The sequence below is a fragment of the Kluyvera genomosp. 1 genome (assembly GCF_001266615.1).
Taxonomy (GTDB): Bacteria; Pseudomonadota; Gammaproteobacteria; order Enterobacterales; family Enterobacteriaceae; genus Kluyvera; species Kluyvera cryocrescens_A.
This window is the reverse complement of record NZ_LGHZ01000005.1, coordinates 92,523-111,334: the sequence shown is the minus strand read 5'-3', so window position 1 is coordinate 111,334 and position 18,812 is coordinate 92,523. Positions and strand designations below refer to the sequence as shown.

General features: G+C 52.3%; 15 protein-coding genes. 8 read left to right on the top strand and 7 right to left on the bottom strand.

The features are described from left to right. Positions 1–17: 17 nt before the first annotated feature. The 4 genes from uraA to bglK form a co-directional block, all read right to left on the bottom strand. Positions 18–1,307: a uracil permease gene (gene uraA / locus KP80_RS04115; protein ID WP_052282318.1), complete on the bottom strand. Its 1,290-nt coding sequence runs from the start codon at positions 1,305–1,307 to the stop codon at positions 18–20. Positions 1,308–1,395: 88 nt separating this feature from the next. After that, positions 1,396–2,022: a uracil phosphoribosyltransferase gene (gene upp / locus KP80_RS04110; protein ID WP_035891452.1), complete on the bottom strand. Its 627-nt coding sequence runs from the start codon at positions 2,020–2,022 to the stop codon at positions 1,396–1,398. Positions 2,023–2,208: 186 nt separating this feature from the next. Then, positions 2,209–3,639, bottom strand: a complete 1,431-nt coding sequence (locus KP80_RS04105; protein ID WP_052282317.1) for a 6-phospho-beta-glucosidase — start codon at positions 3,637–3,639, stop codon at positions 2,209–2,211. 24 nt (positions 3,640–3,663) lie between these two features. Then, positions 3,664–4,542 carry a beta-glucoside kinase BglK gene (bglK, locus tag KP80_RS04100; protein WP_052282316.1) on the bottom strand — a complete coding sequence of 293 codons (879 nt, stop codon included), beginning with the start codon at positions 4,540–4,542 and terminating at the stop codon, positions 3,664–3,666. 288 nt (positions 4,543–4,830) lie between these two features. On the opposite strand from bglK, the gene purM reads away from it, so the two are divergent. The 4 genes from purM (at position 4,831) to ppx (ending at position 10,374) form a co-directional block, all read left to right on the top strand. Next, the gene (purM, locus tag KP80_RS04095) at positions 4,831–5,868 is read left to right on the top strand and encodes a phosphoribosylformylglycinamidine cyclo-ligase (RefSeq protein WP_052282315.1); all 1,038 of its coding nucleotides are present in this window, start codon (positions 4,831–4,833) and stop codon (positions 5,866–5,868) included. Next, positions 5,869–6,510, top strand: coding sequence for a phosphoribosylglycinamide formyltransferase (gene purN, locus KP80_RS04090; RefSeq protein WP_052282314.1), 642 nt, complete (start codon positions 5,869–5,871; stop codon positions 6,508–6,510). 252 nt (positions 6,511–6,762) lie between these two features. Then, entirely contained in the window at positions 6,763–8,823 is a 2,061-nt protein-coding gene (ppk1, locus tag KP80_RS04085) for a polyphosphate kinase 1 (protein ID WP_052282313.1), read from the top strand. Positions 8,824–8,826: 3 nt separating this feature from the next. Then, positions 8,827–10,374, top strand: coding sequence for an exopolyphosphatase (gene ppx, locus KP80_RS04080; RefSeq protein ID WP_052282312.1), 1,548 nt, complete (start codon positions 8,827–8,829; stop codon positions 10,372–10,374). Here ppx and KP80_RS04075 read toward each other — a convergent pair. Then, positions 10,327–12,609: an EAL domain-containing protein gene (locus KP80_RS04075; protein WP_052282311.1), complete on the bottom strand. Its 2,283-nt coding sequence runs from the start codon at positions 12,607–12,609 to the stop codon at positions 10,327–10,329. The genes ppx and KP80_RS04075 overlap by 48 nt on opposite strands. A gap of 351 nt (positions 12,610–12,960) precedes the next feature. On the opposite strand from KP80_RS04075, the gene KP80_RS04070 reads away from it, so the two are divergent. Next, a complete protein-coding gene (locus tag KP80_RS04070) occupies positions 12,961–13,164 on the top strand; it encodes a YfgG family protein (protein ID WP_052282310.1) in 204 nt (67 codons plus the stop codon). Positions 13,165–13,525: 361 nt separating this feature from the next. Then, the gene (gene mscS, locus KP80_RS04065; RefSeq protein ID WP_052282309.1) at positions 13,526–14,404 is read left to right on the top strand and encodes a small-conductance mechanosensitive channel MscS; all 879 of its coding nucleotides are present in this window, start codon (positions 13,526–13,528) and stop codon (positions 14,402–14,404) included. A gap of 9 nt (positions 14,405–14,413) precedes the next feature. Here mscS and KP80_RS04060 read toward each other — a convergent pair whose 3' ends face one another. Continuing rightward, positions 14,414–15,298, bottom strand: a complete 885-nt coding sequence (locus tag KP80_RS04060; RefSeq protein WP_052282308.1) for a LysR family transcriptional regulator — start codon at positions 15,296–15,298, stop codon at positions 14,414–14,416. Between the two features lie 97 nt (positions 15,299–15,395). Between KP80_RS04060 and KP80_RS04055 the strand changes: the two genes are divergently transcribed. Both KP80_RS04055 and KP80_RS04050 read left to right on the top strand, forming a co-directional pair. Continuing rightward, positions 15,396–16,568: an MFS transporter gene (locus tag KP80_RS04055; protein WP_052282307.1), complete on the top strand. Its 1,173-nt coding sequence runs from the start codon at positions 15,396–15,398 to the stop codon at positions 16,566–16,568. A gap of 27 nt (positions 16,569–16,595) precedes the next feature. Next, positions 16,596–17,120, top strand: coding sequence for a GNAT family N-acetyltransferase (locus KP80_RS04050; protein WP_052282306.1), 525 nt, complete (start codon positions 16,596–16,598; stop codon positions 17,118–17,120). A gap of 50 nt (positions 17,121–17,170) precedes the next feature. Here the strand turns inward: KP80_RS04050 and guaA are convergent, their stop codons facing one another. Further along, positions 17,171–18,748: a glutamine-hydrolyzing GMP synthase gene (gene guaA / locus KP80_RS04045; protein WP_052282305.1), complete on the bottom strand. Its 1,578-nt coding sequence runs from the start codon at positions 18,746–18,748 to the stop codon at positions 17,171–17,173. Between the last annotated feature and the right edge of the window lie 64 nt (positions 18,749–18,812).

The window sequence follows — 18,812 nt, the reverse complement described above, 5'->3', positions numbered from 1 at the left end:
CCCGCCCGGCTTTAGGATCAATGGGTAGTTTGATCGCTATCTTCAGCATCCAGCACCACTTCTTCCGGGCGCAGTACACTAATCAGCTTGAAGACCAGGCTCAAGCAGATCCCGACGATGGTCGCCAGCGCCATGCCTTTCAGCTCCGCGGCACCAATGTGCACCTTCGCCCCACTCACGCCGATAATCAAAATGACGGAGGTCAGGATCAGGTTCTGCGCTTTGCTGTAATCCACTTTCGATTCGATCAGCACACGGATACCGGATGCACCAATCACACCGTACAGCAGCAGAGAAACGCCGCCCATGACCGGCAGTGGAATAATCTGGATAGCCGCCGCCAGCTTACCGACGCAGGAGAGCAGAATCGCGATAATCGCCGCACCACCGATAACCCAGGTGCTGTACACGCGGGTAATCGCCATCACGCCGATATTCTCACCGTAGGTGGTGTTTGGCGTAGAGCCGAAGAAACCGGAAATCACGGTGGACAGGCCGTTAGCAAACATCGAACGGTGCAAGCCCGGGTCGCGAATCAGATCTTTCTTCACGATATTCGCCGTCACCACCAGGTGACCGACGTGTTCAGCAATGACCACCAGCGCTGCAGGGAGAATGGTGAAGATAGCAAACCACTCAAAGCGTGGAGTGTAGAAGGTTGGCAGCGCGAACCAGTGCGCTTCGGCGATTGGAGTGGTATCGACGACACCCATCACGAAGGAGAGCGCGTAACCAACCAGAACACCGATGAGAATCGGGATGATCGCCAGGAAGCCACGGAACAGGACGGAGCCAAAAACGGTTACGCCCAGCGTGACCAGAGAAATGATGATGGTTTTGGAATCAGCAGATTGACCATCTGGTGGCAGCAAGCCGGCCATATTCGCCGCAACGCCCGCCAGCTCCAGACCGATAACGGCAACGATTGCGCCCATCGCCGCCGGAGGGAACATCACATCCAGCCAGCCGGTACCGGCTTTTTTCACAATGAAGGAGACCAAACAGAACAGCACGCCGCACATAATAAAGCCGCCCAGCGCCACTTCGTAGCCCAACGGTAACAGCAGCAATACCGGAGAGATAAAGGCAAAACTTGAGCCCAGATAAGCCGGGATTTTACCTTTACAAATAAACAGATACAGCAGCGTACCGAGGCCGTTAAACAGCAGCACGGTAGCCGGGTTAATGTGGAAGAGAACCGGCACCAGCACGGTTGCGCCAAACATGGCAAATAAATGCTGCAAGCTAAGCGGGATAGTTTGTAAAAGCGGTGGTCTTTCACTTACCCCAATGGCACGGCGCGTCATGGTGTGTTTCCTCTGTTGTGTAGTTAGCCCAGTTGTTTTTATTCAAAAAAAAGCCGACTCTCAAAGTCGGCTCTTTTTATTTTTTCGTTTACTTAGTACCAAAGATCTTATCACCGGCATCGCCGAGTCCCGGAATAATGTATCCGTGCTCGTTGAGGCCCTGGTCAATTGACGCAGTATACAGTTCGATATCCGGATGCGCTTTCTCCAGCGCTGCGATACCTTCCGGTGCCGCAACCAGTACCAGCACTTTGATGCTGGAGCAGCCCGCTTTTTTCAGCAGGTCGATAGTGGCGATAACGGAACCGCCGGTTGCCAGCATTGGGTCAACGATCAGCGCCATGCGCTCATCAATGTTGGAAACCAGTTTCTGGAAGTAAGGTACCGGCTCCAGGGTTTCTTCGTCGCGGTACATGCCGACAACGCTGATACGCGCGCTTGGAACATTTTCCAGTACGCCGTCCATCATGCCCAGGCCTGCGCGCAGGATTGGCACAACGGTAATTTTCTTACCTTTGATCTGGTCGATTTCTACCGGGCCGTTCCAGCCTTCGATAGTCACTTTTTCGGTTTCCAGACCGGCGGTGGCTTCATAAGTCAGCAGGCTACCGACTTCGGAGGCGAGTTCACGGAAGCGTTTGGTGCTGATGTCGTTCTCGCGCATCAGGCCCAGCTTGTGTTTGACGAGTGGGTGTTTAACTTCCACAATCTTCATTCTCTTTCTCCTTTGAATGGGGCAGCCACAAAAAAAATCGCCGGATTATACCGCTTTTTTTTGATGACGCCATACCCATGATGCTTGACCAGGATCAATCAAAGCGGCGAATGGGGCTGCTGAAAGTATAAGTCAGGATAAAAATAAACCCCGACAAGCGGGGTTTTACTTTTCATATTCAGAGAGTTAAAGCTCACTGCCGTTGGTCGCAATGACCTGCTGATACCAGGCAAAAGATTTTTTGCGACTGCGGGCCAGGGTACCGTTACCTTCGTTGTCTTTATCGACATAGATAAAGCCGTAACGCTTTTTCATCTCGCCGGTACCGGCGGATACGAGATCGATACAGCCCCATGGGGTATACCCCATCAGATCCACACCGTCCTCAACAACCGCTTTCTTCATTTCAGCAATATGCGCCGCCAGATAGTCGATACGATACTGGTCATTTACCGTACCGTCTTTTTCCAGTACGTCGATGGCGCCAAAACCGTTCTCAACGATAAACAGCGGCAGTTGGTAGTGATCGTAGAACCAATTCAGCGAGTAGCGCAGGCCGACTGGGTCAATTTGCCAACCCCAATCTGATTTCTGTACGTATGGGTTAGAGACCAGACTGGTGGTTTCATCGTAGTCCAGCTGCGGGTTATCTGCCGTCGCTTTAGTCGCGAACGACATATAGTAGCTAAAGCCGATATAGTCGACGCAGCCCTGTGTCAACGCCTGGCGGTCTTCTTCCGTGATATCCAGTTCAAAACCACGACGTTCAAAGTAGTTCAGCAGATGCTGTGGATATTTGCCGCGCACGTGCACGTCGGTGAACCAGTAGCGACGATGCATGGCGTTCATCGCCATCATCATATCGTTTGGCGCACAGGTCAGCGGATAGATTGGACACATCGCAATCATGCAACCCACCTGCAGTGCAGGATTGATTTCACGTGCCGCTTTCACCGCCAAAGCGCTGGCCACCAGCTCGTAGTGGGCCGCTTGATACATCACTGGCTCACGGTCTTCACCCGGCTGATACTTCAGACCGGAGTTAGTGAATGGCGCGAAATCCTCGTGATAGTTGGCCTGGTTGTTGATTTCGTTAAACGTCATCCAGTACTTCACTTTGTGCTGATAGCGGGTAAACACCACTTTCGCAAAGCGGACGAAGAACTCAATCAGCTTACGGTTACGCCAGCCACCATACTCGGTCACCAGATGATAAGGCATTTCGAAGTGAGACAGCGTAATCACCGGCTCGATACCCAGCTTCAGGCATTCGTCGAACAGATCGTCATAAAACTGCAGACCGGCTTCGTTCGGCGTCAGCTCGTCGCCATTAGGGAAAATACGCGTCCAGGCAATAGAAGTACGGAAGCATTTATATCCCATCTCAGCGAACAGCTTCAGATCGTCTTTGTAGCGATGATAGAAATCAATGGCTTCATGGTTTGGGTAATTTTTCCCCGGCAGCACACCGTCGGTAATTTCACGCGGGACGCCGTGTGCACCGGCAGTCATCACATCCGCGACGCTTGCGCCCTTGCCGCCCTCTTTCCAGCCGCCTTCCAGTTGATGCGCAGCTACCGCGCCGCCCCAGAGAAACCCTGCTTTAAATCCAGACATATCTTTCCCTCGTTAATCAGTAAGTTATCGCTGCGAGTATTGCTGATTGAAATGATAAACCGCGCCAATCAGCCCGGCGTCATTACCGTGGCTGACCGTATCGATGTAGTCGGCGATGCCAAACCAGGCCAGATGCTCACGCATGAGTGCCAGAAAACCGGGGCGTTCAACGATGCCGCCGCCGATGAGAATGGTTTGTGGGTCAAACAGATTGACCAGGTTGTAGAGTCCGGTGCCAAGGCCGTTGAAAAACTCCGCCACCAATCGCTGGCAAACAGCATCCCCTGCATCAAAACCGTCGAAAATTTCTTCGCCAGTCACGTCGTCCAGCGGTTTGCCCAAGTGCTGCGCGTAGCGATAGCGCAAAACGCGCAGAGTACAGTTTTCGTTCATGGTGTAGCGGCGCACATCGCGACCGCCGGGGCGTGAGGTTTGCATATAGCCAAATTCACCGGCGCGAAAGCGCGCGCCGTGTACCAGTTGGTCATTACAGAAAATCGCGCCACCAATACCCGTACCGATAGTGAGTACCAGGAAGTTTGCCATTTCAGCCGCCTTGCCCTGCCAGCGTTCGGCCAGCAGCACACAGTTGGCGTCATTTTCAATGGCAACCGGTAAACCGCAGCGCGCTTCGAGCCATTCTTTAATGGCGAAGTTGTCGAAGCGGCGAATCGCCCCACCCATTTCGATAAAACCGGTGTGCGGGTTAACGTAGCCCGGAGCGCTAATGGCGACGCCGGTACATTCAGGGTGAGCGGCAATCCAGGCTTCAATGGCGGCAAGTATTTGCTCCCCATCGCTCTCGCTGATGGGCTGCTTTCCCTTTTCCAGCAGTTCGCCGTTGCTGTCCACTACACCCATTTTTAACGCCGTACCACCAATATCAAAGGCAGCGATTTTCATTCCATTCATCCCTTCTGGCCGCATGCTATTCAATGAGTTGGGCATCTGTAACAAAAAACAGAAACCGGTTTCAGTCATATGATGTGGATTCTGTGCGGTGGATGCAAGGACAAGGATGTACCCGGTTTCATTTTCGTGAGCAGTATCATATTTGACCGATTTACTGACTGAAAAGGCGTAAAAATCAGGTGTTAAAAAATGGGTGCAGAATAGGCTCGCAAACGTTTGCCTGGACTGATAGAATTGCGCCGATTTTTCTTGCTAACGCAAACGCGTGGAGACTTAGCAGTGACCGACAAAACCTCTCTCAGCTATAAAGATGCCGGTGTTGATATTGACGCAGGAAACGCTCTGGTTGACCGTATCAAAGGGGTGGTGAAGAAAACTCGCCGTCCGGAAGTGATGGGTGGATTAGGTGGATTCGGCGCCCTGTGTGCGCTGCCGCAAAAATATCGCGAACCGGTACTGGTCTCAGGCACTGATGGCGTTGGCACAAAGTTACGCTTAGCGATGGATTTAAAACGTCACGATACCATCGGTATTGATTTGGTCGCCATGTGCGTTAATGACCTGGTGGTCCAGGGCGCCGAGCCGCTGTTTTTCCTCGACTACTATGCCACCGGTAAGCTGGACGTCGATACCGCCGCTAGCGTGATCAGCGGGATTGCCGAAGGCTGTCTGCAGTCCGGCTGTGCGCTGGTGGGCGGCGAAACCGCCGAGATGCCGGGCATGTACCACGGCGAAGACTACGACGTTGCCGGCTTCTGCGTGGGCGTGGTCGAAAAATCTGAAATCATTGACGGCAGCAAAGTTGCCGACGGCGACGTGCTGATTGCCCTGGGTTCCAGCGGCCCGCACTCTAACGGCTACTCGCTGGTGCGTAAAATCGTGGAAGTCAGCGGTTGTAACCCTGACACCACGCAGCTGGAAGGCAAAACGCTGGCCGACCATCTACTGGCGCCAACCCGCATCTACGTAAAATCTATTCTCGAGTTGATTGCCAGCGTTGATGTTCACGCTATCGCGCACCTGACCGGCGGCGGTTTCTGGGAAAACATCCCACGTGTTCTGCCAGATAACACCCAGGCCGTCATCGACGAATCCTCCTGGCAGTGGCCAGCGGTCTTCAACTGGCTGCAGGATGCCGGTAACGTAAGCCGTCACGAAATGTACCGCACCTTTAACTGTGGTGTCGGTATGGTGATTGCGCTGGCCGCCGACCAGGCAGACAAAGCAATTGCGCTGATGAACGAAAAAGGTGAAAACGCGTGGAAAATCGGCTATATCAAAGCCACTGATTCCGAACAGCGTGTGGTCATCGAATAAATGAAAAACATCGTGGTGCTGATTTCCGGCAACGGCAGCAATTTACAGGCAATTATCGACGCCTGTGAGCAAAAAAGGATTAATGGCACCATTCGGGCGGTTTTCAGCAATAAGGCCGATGCGTTCGGTCTTGAGCGTGCGCGTGAAGCCGGTATCCCTCAGCATGCGCTGGCGGCTAGCCAGTTTGCCAGCCGGGAAGCCTTCGACCGCGAGTTGATGCATGAAATCGACGCTTATGCCCCCGATGTTGTGGTGCTGGCGGGTTATATGCGCATTCTTAGCGCCGATTTTGTTCAGCACTATCAGGGTAAATTGCTCAACATTCACCCTTCCCTGCTACCAAAATATCCTGGGCTGAACACCCATCGTCAGGCATTGGAAAACGGCGATACCGAACACGGTACTTCGGTGCATTTTGTCACTGAAGAACTGGACGGCGGGCCGGTGATTTTACAGGCCAAAGTGCCGGTTTTCGACGGTGACGACGAAGACGAAATCACCTCGCGAGTGCAGGTTCAGGAACATGCTATCTACCCGCTGGTGGTGGGCTGGTTCCTCGAAGGGCGGCTGAAAATGCAGGATAATCATGCATGGATGGACGGCGTCAGGCTGCCCCCAGCTGGCTACGCGGCGGACGAATAACATCGCACCGATACACGATTTCAGGAGGGCCACTATGGCCCTCTTTTTTATGCCCGTAATCTGCCCATTTAGCGTTAGTGAAATCGGTAAAAAAGACTTAGATATCAAAAAGAATAATGAATATTTTCTCATGGAAAATAGGATAACTGTCATACTTAGCTGACACAGTTGGACATCGTCCGGCAAAGCTAGCAATATAAACAGTGAGACGACTTTGCCGCGTCCCGTGAACAAACCGGAGTGTGAGTAGTAATGGGTCAGGAAAAACTGTACATCGAAAAAGAACTAAGCTGGTTGTCATTCAACGAGCGCGTCCTTCAGGAAGCGGCAGACAAAAGCAATCCGCTGATTGAGCGTATGCGTTTTCTGGGAATTTACTCCAACAACCTCGACGAGTTCTATAAGGTCCGCTTCGCTGAACTTAAGCGGCGGATTATCATTAGCGAAGAACAGGGTGTGACCACACATTCCCGCCACCTTTTGAGCCGGATTCAGGCACGCGTGCTGAAAGCCGATCAGGAGTTTGATGGCCTGTACAACGAACTGCTGCTGGAAATGGCACGCAACCAAATCTTTCTGATTAACGAACGTCAGCTTTCCGTTAACCAACAAGGCTGGCTGCGCCACTATTTCAAACAACATTTACGCCAGCATATCACCCCAATTCTGCTGAACCGGGAAACCGATTTGGTGCAGTTCCTGAAGGACGATTACACCTACCTGGCGGTGGAAATTATTCGCGGCGATGAAATTAACTATGCGCTGCTGGAAATCCCGTCGGATAAAGTACCGCGCTTTGTCAATCTGCCGCCGGAAACGCCGCGTCGCCGTAAGCCAATGATCCTGTTGGATAACATCCTGCGCTACTGTCTGGATGATATCTTTAAAGGCTTCTTCGACTACGATGCCCTGAATGCCTACTCGATGAAGATGACCCGCGACGCCGAGTACGATCTGGTGCACGAAATGGAATCGAGTCTGATGGAGCTGATGTCCTCAAGCCTCAAGCAGCGTCTGACCGCCGAGCCGGTACGCTTCGTTTATCAGCGCGATATGCCCGATGCGATGGTCGAAATGCTGCGCAAAAAACTTACTATCTCGCGCTATGACTCCATCGTGCCTGGCGGCCGCTACCACAACTTTAAAGACTTTATTGGCTTCCCGAACGTCGGCAAAGCCAACCTGGTCAACAAACCGATGCCACGACTGCGTCATGTCTGGTTTGATAAATTCCGCAACGGCTTTGATGCTATTCGCGAACGCGATGTGCTGCTCTACTATCCGTACCACACTTTTGAGCACGTACTGGAACTGCTGCGCCAGGCTTCGTTCGATCCAAACGTGCTGGCCATCAAAATCAATATCTATCGCGTCGCCAAAGATTCGCGGATTATCGATGCCATGATTCATGCCGCCCATAACGGCAAGAAAGTGACCGTGGTGGTTGAGCTGCAGGCGCGCTTTGATGAGGCGGCAAACATTCATTGGGCGAAGCGCCTCACCGAGGCTGGCGTGCACGTAATCTTCTCGGCACCAGGGCTAAAAATTCACGCTAAGCTGTTCCTGGTTTCGCGTAAAGAAGGTGACGACGTGGTGCGCTATGCCCACATCGGTACCGGTAACTTTAACGAAAAAACCGCCCGTATCTATACCGACTATTCTCTGTTAACCGCCGATGCACGCATTACCAACGAAGTGCGCCGGGTATTTAACTTTATCGAAAACCCGTACCGTCCGGTGAGCTTCGACTACCTGCTGGTGTCGCCGCAAAACTCCCGTCGTCTACTGTACAGCATGATTGACCAGGAAATTGCCAATGCCCAGAACGGGTTAGCGGCGGGGATAACCCTTAAGCTCAACAACCTGGTGGATAAAGGGCTGGTCGATCGCCTGTATGCCGCATCCAGTTCCGGCGTGCAGGTGAACCTATTGATCCGCGGAATGTGCTCTCTGATTCCCGAATTAGAAGGGATCAGCGATAATATTCGTGTGATCAGCATCGTTGACCGTTTCCTTGAGCACGACAGGATCTATATTTTTGATAACGGCGGCGATAAACGCGTGTATCTCTCCTCCGCTGACTGGATGACCCGTAATATTGATTACCGTATTGAAGTCGCAGCACCGCTACTCGACCCGCGTCTCAAACAACGGATCCTCGATATTATCGATATCCTGTTTAGCGACACGGTAAAAGCCCGTTATGTCGATAAAGAACTGAGTAATCGCTATGTACCGCGTGGTAACCGACGTAAAGTCCGCGCGCAGCAAGCGATCTACGATTATCTCAAATCACTTGAACAGCCTGACTAACCTATGCCAATAAAAAGCAAAGCACCCCGGCCGCAGGAGTTTGCGGCGGTTGATCTTGGTTCAAACAGTTTTCATATGGTCATCGCACGCGTGGTTGATGGCGCCATGCAGATTATCGGCCGTCTGAAACAGCGCGTTCATCTGGCCGATGGTCTGGATGAGAACAACATGCTGAGCGAAGATGCAATGGAACGTGGTCTAAGCTGCCTGTCGCTGTTTGCCGAGCGACTGCAAGGCTTCTCCGCCTCCAGCGTCTGTATCGTCGGCACGCACTCGTTACGTCAGGCGGTAAACGCCACCGAGTTTTTGAAGCGCGCGGAAAAAGTTATCCCCTACCCAATTGAAATCATTTCCGGGAATGAGGAAGCGCGTCTGATCTTTATGGGCGTTGAGCACACACAGCCGGAAAAAGGCCGCAAGCTGGTCATTGATATCGGCGGCGGTTCTACCGAACTGGTCATCGGCGAAGACTTCGAACCGATGTTGGTTGAAAGTCGTCGTATGGGCTGCGTGAGCTTCGGCCAGCAGTTCTTCCTCGCTGGTACCATCAACCGGGAAAACTTCCAGCGCGCACGCCTTGCAGCAGTACAGAAGCTGGAAACGCTGGCATGGCAGTACCGCATTCAGGGCTGGAATGTGGCGATGGGGGCTTCCGGCACCATTAAAGCGGCCCATGAAGTGCTGCTAGCAATGGGCGAGAAGGACGGTTTTATCACTCCTGAGCGCCTCGAAATGCTGGTTGAAGAAGTGCTGAAGAGTAAAAACTTCAACTCACTCAGTCTGCCAGGCCTTTCTGAAGAGCGTAAATACGTCTTCGTACCGGGGCTGGCTATTCTCTGCGGCGTGTTTGACGCACTAGGCATTAAAGAGCTGCGTCTTTCAGACGGCGCGCTGCGTGAAGGCGTACTGTATGAAATGGAAGGCCGCTTCCGTCATCAGGACGTCCGTAGCCGTACAGCGCAAAGCCTGGCAAACCAGTACAACATCGATCGTGAGCAGGCACAGCGAGTTCTGGAAACCACTACGCATATCTACGAGCAATGGCTGGAGCAGAATCCAAAATTGGGTAACCCACAGTTGACCGCGCTGTTGAAGTGGGCATCCATGCTGCATGAAGTGGGGCTGAACATTAACCACAGCGGGATGCACCGTCATTCGGCCTATATTCTGCAAAACAGCGACCTGCCCGGCTTTAATCAGGAGCAACAATACCTGATGGCAACGCTGGTGCGCTTCCATCGCAAAGCCATCAAGCTTGATGAACTGCCACGCTTCACGCTATTCAAGAAGAAGCAGTTCCTGCCAATGATTCAGCTCTTGCGCCTGGGCGTGCTATTGAACAATCAGCGGCAGGCGACCACAACGCCGCCAACGTTGAAGCTGACCACTGAGGCTAACCACTGGACGCTCTGTTTCCCATACGATTGGTTTTCCCAGAACGCGCTGGTACTGCTCGATCTGGAGAAAGAGCAGCAGTACTGGGAGAGCGTCACCGGCTGGCTGCTAAAAATCACTGAGGAGCGTGCGCCCGACGAAGTGGTCGCCGCTTGATACCTTAACCTCTCGTTCCGGCATCGCCAGCTCCTCCAGAGGAGCTGGCTTACCGATGGCATATCCCTGAAGGTAATCAATACCTAGCGCGATTGCCGCCGTACGAATCTCTTCATTCTCAACAAATTCCGCCACCAAACGCATTTTCTTCATCCGCGCCAAATGACAGATTGACGACACTATCTGGTAGTCGAGACTGCTGGTGGCAATATTGCGGATGAAGCTGCCGTCAATTTTGAGAATATCCGCGCTGATATGCTTCAATCGCGCATAGCTGGCGTAGCCGGTACCAAAATCATCAATCGCTACCCGACATCCCAGCTCCTGCAATTCACGTAAGGTCTGCCGCGCTTGCTCAACGTTAACCAGCGAGTGGCTTTCCGTAATTTCAAACACCAGCTGCCACGCTTCAATGCTGTATTCATTGAGCAGCAGCCCTACTTTACGCGCAAAGCCCAGCCCGCTGGCCGTCGACGGCGACAGATTCACCGCCAGACGCAATCCAGGGTGACTGTCGCGGCGGCTGGCCATAAAGCGCAGCGTATGCTCAAGCACCCACAGATCGATACGTGATGCCATGCCAAATTCGTGTGCGACGGGTAAAAACAACGCGGGCGAAATGAGCTCACCGTCATCCCCCAACATCCGCAGCAAAACTTCATGATAATCATCTCCGCGGGTGCCAACGATAGGCTGTGCCATCAGGCGGAAACCATCGGTTTCCAGCGCCTGCTGAACCCGGACCATCATCGCAATTTTTCCCTTCAGCTCCTGCTGAAGATGCTGCGCTCCACGCCGTTGCATATTTTCCGGACGATCGGTGACCAGCGACAGTTCAGCCACCGTATTGAGTTCACCTAGCATTAGCGGAAGATGTGCGATTGGTGCCTGAATGTAGCAGTAGCTCAACCCTATTTGCGGCTGTAGCGGCATTCCATTCCAGCTGTAGCGAAACATTTTTAGACGGGCATAAAGTTCATCAATCCGTTCTTTATAGGATTCGGTATGCAGCTTTACCGCCAGATCGCTACCGGTCAGTTGATAGACTCCTTCGCCAGGCCGTAAGACGTCGCGCAGATACTCCGCCAGATTTTGCTTGTAGTTAATACGCAGCATAATTCCATAGTGACGCGCGAGGATTTCAAGGTCTGGCATACGTAAAAAACACAGTACCGACCACGGCGTTTTGTTAATTGCCCGGCTCAACGCCCGCATATTCGGCAAATTGACGACTGGGTCGATAAAGGCCATACGCCGTACTCGTTCATGAATCGCACGCTGGCGGCTAGAGAGCATCGCCATATAGGCAATAATAAACGAGAAAATCAGGAAGCTGGACGATGTGATAGCCAACTGCGTACTGTAATCTGCGTTATGAGGTACGAAGTGATGATGGTAGTGAATAGCCACAATCAGCATCAACGTCCAGACGATGGAAATAAACCGATAGCCAAAACGCATTGAGCCCCACAGCATCACCGGCAGCAGCAACGAAATGGTGTAGTTGGTGCTAAAAATGGTGCTAGTGTTATTCAGCGGAACCATCAGCATGGAGAAGATTCCCAGTACCACTGCTCCCCATACCAGCATTTCTGGCCATTTCACCTTCGGGTCGAAATCGAGTCGTACCTGAGAGATGAAGCCCCGAATGTAGTAGGGGTTACGGATAAGCCGGATCAGTAAATAGCACAGCGGCACGCCTGTCAGATAGCCCATCAGCAGCGACTGGTAGTTAATCAAATTACGTTCAGTTAGCGGTGATGCCAACTGCACGTCGCTAAGACTCGGATACACACCGATATACAGCGTGAACTGTATCAGGCACATAAACAACGAGGCGGGAACAAACATCTGCCAGAGTAACCGATTCGCCATCAGACGTGTGTCGCCGTGCGAAATCATTCTCCGCCCGTCATTGAAATATTGATAACCGCCCCAGGCCACCAGCGTAGGAATAAGAAATTGCAGCGTAATGCCGATTTCTTCTGCGGTACTGAGGTCTCGAGTAAGGAAACAGCTAACGCCCGCAATGAGCCCAGGTAGTGCTTTCCAGCCAAAAAACAACATCATGCACAGCAGAAAAGGTAACGGAAGATAATAAAGGTAAGTCTTACCGCCACCCACATAGGTGTAGGTATTTGCGTTTTTAATTATGGGTAATATCAGGAGAGGCAGAACCAGGGGCAGGCCCCACCAACGATCGCGATATTGCTTATAGCATTTACAGAAATTCATAGAGACTCAATGGATACCCCAAATCCTGCTGGGTATTTTTAGACAGGCATCCACCCTGGCTAGAAAATCCGCGAGAAAAGATAATACGCGGGTCAGAGGAAATATTTTAGTTAGCGGTTACGAATGAAGTTTGATATGCGTCAAAAAAATATGCACATCTAAATAATAAATCACTATTTCGTGCAATGACGCAGGCATAATTTCATGTTTGTGAATATGATTAATACCTTATATAACATTAATTAATATTATTCCTGACGGTTTTTTACATTCCCTGCAATTGACCCTTACGCAACTCTGTGCGTTAATGTAGTAATCGCCCTTGCATGGGCATTGCTTAAGGACCCCTTTGTGAGCCAGGTTACCAGCCTACGAAAACGACACCAATTTAACGGTCGCATGATCCGAATCGTACTGCTTATCAGTTTTATCTTCTTCTTCGGCCGCTTCATCTACTCCTCTATCGGTGCGTGGCATCACCACCAGGATAAAAAAGAATCCCAGCAAACCAGCCTGTCACAGCAGACTCCTCCAGCGCAAACCGACGATCGCTGAAAATTGAGATCCGCCGTCACTTCATCTGTATCAAGATTCCTTACCGGATGGCTAACGAAGAACGATTAACCATCCGGTAAGGGATTTGAGTTCCTTTACCCTATGTCTAGTACGCTTTCGCACACGCTTCCCCCTCTTTTTCGCACAATTACTCAATCTTTAATTCCTGCTTAGCCTCACCATTCCGCAGATTTTTTCTGTTGCTATTTATTGAACATAAAAAACACCAATACGGCACTAATTGCCGCTAATTCATAACAGCTGAAAATATAAGCGGCATATAGAATATTATTTATTCATATGCGGCTTAATTTTTAATTGAATATTTATATATATTTTTTAAATATGGCAAGGTAATACCATGAGTGGTTTTGCATTATTCCCGAAAATAAGAAGCAGTATTGAGTGGGTTTTTGAGCACAGCGACACGGTCATCCAGTTCGGCTGGAGCATTGTGGCCGCTTTCATTTTATTGTTTGTCGGTAAATATATTTCTCGCCTACTCGCTCATGGGCTGGAAAAACTCCTGATAAGACGAAGCGTCGATATCACCATTGTGCAATTTTTTACCGCTCTGGTCCGCTATATCACTCTCGCATTTTTTACCGTCGCCGCGCTTGGCCGTATCGGCATTGAAACCTCATCCATCATTGCCGTGATTGGTGCAGCAGGCTTAGCGATTGGTCTGGCGTTACAAAGCTCTCTGTCTAACTTTGCCGCTGGCGTCATGCTGGTTTCCCTACGCCCTTTCCGCGCGGGTGAAATCATACAGATTGGCACCATTATCGGTACGGTTGAAAAAGTGCATATCTTCTCAACCACCTTACTGACCGGCGACAGTAAATCGGTTGTCATCCCTAATGGTAAAATTATCGCCGACAATATCATCAACTACTCTCGCCACCCAATGCGCCGCATCGATCTGGTCATCGGTGTCGGCTACCGCAGCCGGATTGCCGATGTAAAAAACGTCATTACGGACATTATTGAGCAGGACCATCGCATTGATCGAAGCCGTGGTTTCGTCGTGCGCCTGGGAGAGCTCGCGCCTTCATCGTTGAACTTCTACGTCCGCGTATGGGTACCCAATGCTGAATACTGGAATACTTATTACGACATGCTGGAGAAAATCAAAGAGGCGCTGGACGCCAACCATATTGACCTGCCCTATCCACAGATGGATATTCACGTCAAAAAAGTCGCTGCCAATGTCCCCGCTCCATTAAAGCTCGTCGATTAACTCACAAAGCTAAGCAGGGCTTTTTAGCAGACGAACAATCTCGGCAATCCCTTTGCTGAGCACCCTGTCCTGACGCATCACCACCGCGAGTTGTCGATACAGCGGTGGTGTAAGCGAACAAACATGCAGCCCCTCTCGATCGCGCGTTGCCTCTACAGCCATCCGGGGAATAATGCTGTAGCCCAGCCCTGCACTTACCATACGTTTAATCGCTTCAATGCTGCCCAATTGCATAACCGGTCTGGCCTGAATGCCCGCATGCTGAAACCAGTCATCGATGAGGTCACGGGTGCCACTGCCCTGTTCAAAAGCAATCAGCGGCAAGGCCATCAGCCCGTTAGGTGTGACCTGCAAAGAATGCTTATTGAGCTGTGGGGCAATGATCAGCACGAATTCCTCGCGCTGCACGGGCATCACCTCCAGATTTCGCCCACTGACAGGTAGAGTCACCAAGCCAAGATCGAGTCGGTTCTCTTCAATTGCCCGGACGATCTCCGGCGTATTGCCAGTGGTCACGCCAACCGTCAATCGCTGATAACGTTCACGAAGCTGCTGTAACAATGGGGGAAGCAGGTGGATGCAGGCCGTCGCCCCGGTTCCTATCGACACCGAACCACTGACGCTCCCACTGCATTCATTAACCGACTGGACCGCTTCATTCACCGCCTGATCGATACGCTCACCGTGCAGCAACAGCGTCAGCCCAGCCGATGTTGCCTTAATGCCCCGCCCAGTGCGTTCAAGCAACCGCGTCTGTAGAAACTGCTCAAGCTGACGCACCTGTAGGCTAACGGCAGGCTGCGAAATCCCCAGTACTTCTGCGGCCGCCGAAAAGCTGCCGCGCTGCACAACCAGGCGAAAGGTCGCCAGATTTCCCAGATTCAGCGTCGTCATTCAAAGTTTCTCTTATTCAGGTCATAAACGGAGGGCCCTGCCTGCACAATAGCGTGCACGTTATGCTGCCAGCAACTGTATAACTTGCGAGAATATAATGAAATCAGCAGCCGTACCGCTCCGCGTAACCCTCGCCGCCGGTGGCAATCAGCTCATTAATTGGGGGATTTCTTTCTATCTTCCCGGCACTTTTGCTCGCGCCATCGCACTGGATACCGGTTGGATGCCTACCTATATCTACTTCGGTCTCACGCTGGCGATGTTGATGATGGCGGTAGTTTCCCCGTGGGTTGCCCGCCTATTGGCCCAATTTGGCGGCCAACGCGTCGTCGTTGGTGGAACGCTGATGATCGCAGCGGGCTGTTTCATCATGTCTGCCACCCATACGCTGGTCGGCTGGTACACCGCCTGGCTCATCACCGGTTGCGGCATGCGACTGGCACTGTACGACGGACTCTTCTCAGCGTTGGTGAATCTGTATGGCCAGCGGGCCAGACTTGCTATTTCCCGCGTCACCTTAGCAGGAGGTCTCGCCTCTGCGCTATTCTGGCCACTGGGTGAGTCTCTGCTGACGGTCATCCACTGGCGCGACGCGCTGCTGGTCTATAGTCTGCTGGGATTATGTAGCGCCCTGCTGCTCTGGTGGATGCCCAATCAAAAGCCGCCGTTTTCAGCCGCGCATCGTCCAATTCAAAGCTCGGCTCACGAGCGCCGTATTGGATTACTCTACGCCCTGCTCATCGCGCTGGTGACCTTTATCTCCAACGGTACCTCAACGCATCTACCGGAATTTATCGCCAATCACGGCCTACCTGTTGCAATCGGCATGCTGTGGGGGGTAGGACAAACCGGCGCGCGTTTTCTGGAAGTCGCCTCCGGCTCGGCGCTCACGCCGATGAGGCTCACGCTAGTCACCACTCTACTCATCCCATTTTGCTTTGCCCTCGGCATGAGCAGCGGATACACCCTCTGGGCGGCAACGGGATTTGTGTTTGGCTACGGAGCGATTAACGGCCTGACAACGGTGTTTAAGGCCACTTTGCCGCTACAGCTGTTCAGCGCCGAAGAGTATGCCCGACGCACCGGCACGTTACTGATCCCGGCCCAACTTTTGGCCGCCGCATCGCCATTCTCTTATGCCTGGTTAAACCAGACGGTGGGGATACAGGGAAGTCTAGCGATCTCTGCCGCGCTGGCGACCATCGTGGCCGGGCTGGCGGTGTCGATAGCAATATGTCAGTCTAAGCAGACAAAAAAACAGTCCCGATAGCCACGCTAATCGACAAGGATAATCACCATGCACCTGCAATCTGAACGCCTCATCCTCCGCCCGGTGACGACAAACGATGCCGACGCGCTGTATCGAATCTACGGCGATCCAGCAACCAATAGATTTAATCCCGCAGGCCCACACGTGGATATCACACATTCCCGTCGCGTGCTGGAGGGTTGGCTTGAACATTTTGCCCTTCACGGCTTCGGCAACTGGGCCATCAGCCTGCGGGACTCCCCCTCCCATGTCATCGGCTTCGGCGGATTGCGCCGCGTGGAATATCCTGACGGCACCGTAAACAATCTAGGCTATCGCTTTGCCACTGAAGCATGGGGAAATGGGCTGGCGACCGAGTTTTCACTTTTGGCTATCGACTACGCATTCAATACGCTGAAGCTTGAGGATCTCGTCGGCATTGTGCGCAAGAATCATCTTGCCTCACAGAAAGTGCTGCAAAAATGTGGCCTGACTCTGATAAGAGAGATTGATGATGTACCGGGAGAAGAGCCCAGCCTGATGTTCATGCTGCGTCGTGAATCGCGGGCATAAAAAAACCCTCTGCTCAGCAGAGGGTTTTTAGCACTAACGCAAAGGGGAAATTATTCCCACTCAATCGTTGCCGGTGGTTTACCGCTGATGTCATAAACAACGCGGGAAATGCCGTTCACTTCGTTGATAATGCGGTTGGATACGCGGCCCAAGAAGTCGTACGGCAGGTGCGCCCAGTGTGCGGTCATAAAGTCGATGGTTTCAACAGCACGCAGGGAAACTACCCAGTCGTACTTACGGCCATCGCCCATCACGCCAACGGAACGCACTGGCAGGAACACGGTGAACGCCTGGCTCACTTTGTTGTACAGGTCGGCTTTGTGCAGTTCTTCAATGAAGATAGCGTCCGCACGACGCAACAGGTCGCAGTACTCTTTCTTCACTTCACCCAGCACGCGGACGCCCAGACCTGGACCCGGGAACGGGTGACGATAAAGCATGTCGTACGGCAGGCCCAGTTCCAGACCAATTTTACGCACTTCATCTTTGAACAGCTCACGCAGCGGTTCAACCAGGCCCATCTTCATCTCTTTCGGCAGGCCGCCCACGTTGTGGTGAGATTTGATGACGTGTGCTTTACCGGTCGCGGAAGCAGCGGATTCGATAACGTCAGGGTAGATAGTCCCCTGGGCCAGCCACTTCACGTCTTCCAGCTTCAGCGCTTCTTCATCGAATACTTCAACGAATACGCGGCCGATGATTTTACGTTTAGCTTCCGGATCGTTTTCACCCGCCAGCGCGTCCAGGAAACGTTTTTCACCCTCCACGTGAACGATGTTGAGGCCGAAGTGGTCGCCGAACATGTCCATAACCTGCTGAGCTTCGTTCAGGCGCAGCAGGCCGTTATCTACGAAGACACAGGTCAGATTTTTGCCGATAGCACGGTGTAACAGCATCGCGGTAACGGAGGAGTCAACGCCACCGGACAGGCCGAGGATGACTTTGTCATCGCCCACCTGCTCACGAATGCGCACAATCGCATCTTCGATAATTTTGTCCGCAGTCCACAGCGCTTCGCACTGGCAGATATCGCGAACAAAACGCTCAAGCATGCGCAGACCCTGACGAGTGTGGGTCACTTCCGGGTGGAACTGCACGCCGTAGAAGCGTTTTTCTTCGTTAGCCATAATAGCGAACGGGCAGCTTTCGGTGCTGGCAACGGTCACGAAGTCCGCAGGAATGGCGGTAACTTTATCGCCGTGACTCATCCACACGTCCAGCAGCGGTTTACCGTCTGCGGTCAGTGCATCTTCGATACCGCGAACCAGCGCGCTGTCGGTTTTCACTTCAACCTGTGCGTAGCCAAACTCACGTTCGTTAGAGCTTTCAACATGACCACCCAGCTGCATCGCCATGGTCTGCATGCCGTAACATACGCCGAAGACCGGTACACCGGCTTCGAAGACGTATTCTGGTGCGCGCGGGCTATTGTCTTCGGTGGTGCTTTCCGGGCCACCGGAGAGAATGATACCACTCGGATTGAACTCACGGATTTGTGCTTCAGTAACATCCCATGCCCACAGTTCACAGTAGACGCCCAGTTCACGTACGCGACGTGCTACCAGCTGCGTATACTGCGATCCGAAATCAAGGATAAGAATGCGATGTTTATGAATATTATCAGTCATTTGACGTTAATTCCGAGGCAAGTGAAACAATAACAAAACGCCCGGTTAAAACCGGGCGCGGAAA

What these genes read in the sequence shown, in the direction of transcription:
- upp (WP_035891452.1), bottom strand. Translation starts at nt 2,022, where the DNA reads ATGAAGATTGTGGAAGTTAAACACCCACTCGTCAAACACAAGCTGGGC.
- KP80_RS04075 (WP_052282311.1), bottom strand. Translation starts at nt 12,609, where the DNA reads ATGAATTTCTGTAAATGCTATAAGCAATATCGCGATCGTTGGTGGGGC.
- purN (WP_052282314.1), top strand. Translation starts at nt 5,869, where the DNA reads ATGAAAAACATCGTGGTGCTGATTTCCGGCAACGGCAGCAATTTACAG.
- ppx (WP_052282312.1), top strand. Translation starts at nt 8,827, where the DNA reads ATGCCAATAAAAAGCAAAGCACCCCGGCCGCAGGAGTTTGCGGCGGTT.
- KP80_RS04050 (WP_052282306.1), top strand. Translation starts at nt 16,596, where the DNA reads ATGCACCTGCAATCTGAACGCCTCATCCTCCGCCCGGTGACGACAAAC.
- uraA (WP_052282318.1), bottom strand. Translation starts at nt 1,307, where the DNA reads ATGACGCGCCGTGCCATTGGGGTAAGTGAAAGACCACCGCTTTTACAA.
- mscS (WP_052282309.1), top strand. Translation starts at nt 13,526, where the DNA reads ATGAGTGGTTTTGCATTATTCCCGAAAATAAGAAGCAGTATTGAGTGG.
- ppk1 (WP_052282313.1), top strand. Translation starts at nt 6,763, where the DNA reads ATGGGTCAGGAAAAACTGTACATCGAAAAAGAACTAAGCTGGTTGTCA.
- KP80_RS04105 (WP_052282317.1), bottom strand. Translation starts at nt 3,639, where the DNA reads ATGTCTGGATTTAAAGCAGGGTTTCTCTGGGGCGGCGCGGTAGCTGCG.
- KP80_RS04055 (WP_052282307.1), top strand. Translation starts at nt 15,396, where the DNA reads ATGAAATCAGCAGCCGTACCGCTCCGCGTAACCCTCGCCGCCGGTGGC.
- bglK (WP_052282316.1), bottom strand. Translation starts at nt 4,542, where the DNA reads ATGAAAATCGCTGCCTTTGATATTGGTGGTACGGCGTTAAAAATGGGT.
- KP80_RS04060 (WP_052282308.1), bottom strand. Translation starts at nt 15,298, where the DNA reads ATGACGACGCTGAATCTGGGAAATCTGGCGACCTTTCGCCTGGTTGTG.
- guaA (WP_052282305.1), bottom strand. Translation starts at nt 18,748, where the DNA reads ATGACTGATAATATTCATAAACATCGCATTCTTATCCTTGATTTCGGA.